Here is a 1,508-nt window from a genome sequence, read left to right on the forward strand (position 1 = left end):
TGACATTGATTCTGTTAAGCAGACTCCGGCGAAGATGGTCTTGGCTGTTCGCCGTTGGTGATGACTCTCGGTGTGACTGACGCCCTGCTGGGTTGTCTTCCAATTGATTTGTCTCACCAGCGACGTGCGGTCAAGCACTGCAACGAGAGCCTGGCAGGGCGGACATGACTTAATCAGGAGCCTGGACAGTCCCTCATCAATGTCTTGTCTGCCCGCCCTACCGGGTTGTCACCCACCGCCACAAAACGGAGAGGACACCCACCATCGTGACATCCCTACGCCGCATCGTCATCGGCGTCGATACCCACCTCGACACCATCCACGTGGCGGCCATCACCGATACCGGCCAACCCCTCGCTGACGCCGAATTCCGGACCACCCCCACCGGCTACTACGTCGCCATCACCTGGGCCCGCAGCTTCGGGGAGGTCTTCATCGCCGGGGTCGAGGGAACCAGCAGCTACGGTGCCGGATTTACCCAAGCCTTGCAGGACAACAGCATTCACGTCGTCGAGGTCAACCGCCCCAACCGGGCCTCGCGGCGCCGGGAGGGAAAGTCTGACCCGCTCGATGCCTACAGCGCCGCACGAGCGGTACTAGCCGGCCACGGCCTAGCCATACCCAAAGACCCCAACACCGGCGCCCTCAAAGCCCTGTTGATCGCTCGCCGCGGCGCGGTCAAAGCGCGTAGCGCGGCGATCCAGCAGATCAAGGACCTCCTGGTCACCGCCCCCGCCGACCTGCGTGAACGCTACCGCCGCTATCCCACCACGGTCCGACTGGTGCAAGCACTCTCACGGTGTCGACCCACCACCCACACCGACCCGATCACCGTCGCAGTGCTGACCGCCTGTAAAGCCCTGGCCCAGCGCATCGAGTTCCTCGACCGCCAAATCGGTGAACTGACCACCGAACTCGACACCGTGACCCGCACACTGAACCCCGCGCTTCGCGCCGCCTATGGCGTCGGCCCCGACACCGCCGCGCAGCTGCTCATCACCGCCGGAACCAACACCGACCGACTGCGCTCAGAGGCCGCCTTCGCCCGCCTGGCTGGAGTCGCACCGATCCCGGCTTCCTCAGGAAAAATCACCCGCCATCGGCTTTCCCGCGGCGGCGACCGCGCCGCCAACAACGCGCTGCACCGCATCGCCCTGGTCCGCTGGTCTCACGACCAACGCACCCGCGCCTACGCCGCCCGCCAACTCGCTGCCGGACGCTCGAAAAAAGACGTCCTACGCCTCCTCAAACGTGCCATCGCCCGCGAGATGTTCAAACACCTCACCGCACCCTGCCCGATCGACGATTACAGCGACCTCAGACCCACTCGACAAGCCCAAAACATCACCCTGACCAGCGCCGCTCAACACCTCGGCGTCTGGCCCACCGTCATCTCACGACTCGAACGAGGACTCCAACGCCACGACAGCCTCGCCGCCAACTACCGCCACTGGCTCAACACCCAACACATCGACGCCGCTTGACCCGTGACAGAGATAGGAGCATCA

The 1,508-nt window shown here is 64.4% G+C and carries 1 protein-coding gene; it reads left to right on the forward strand.

Annotation, left to right across the window (positions count from 1 at the left end):
* Positions 1–266 precede the first annotated feature (266 nt).
* A complete protein-coding gene (locus BST42_RS28835; protein ID WP_083123119.1) occupies positions 267–1,484 on the forward strand; it encodes an IS110 family RNA-guided transposase in 1,218 nt (405 codons plus the stop codon).
* Positions 1,485–1,508: the final 24 nt, after the last annotated feature.

Source organism: Mycolicibacterium rhodesiae (assembly GCF_002086695.1).
Lineage (GTDB): Bacteria > Actinomycetota > Actinomycetes > Mycobacteriales > Mycobacteriaceae > Mycobacterium > Mycobacterium rhodesiae.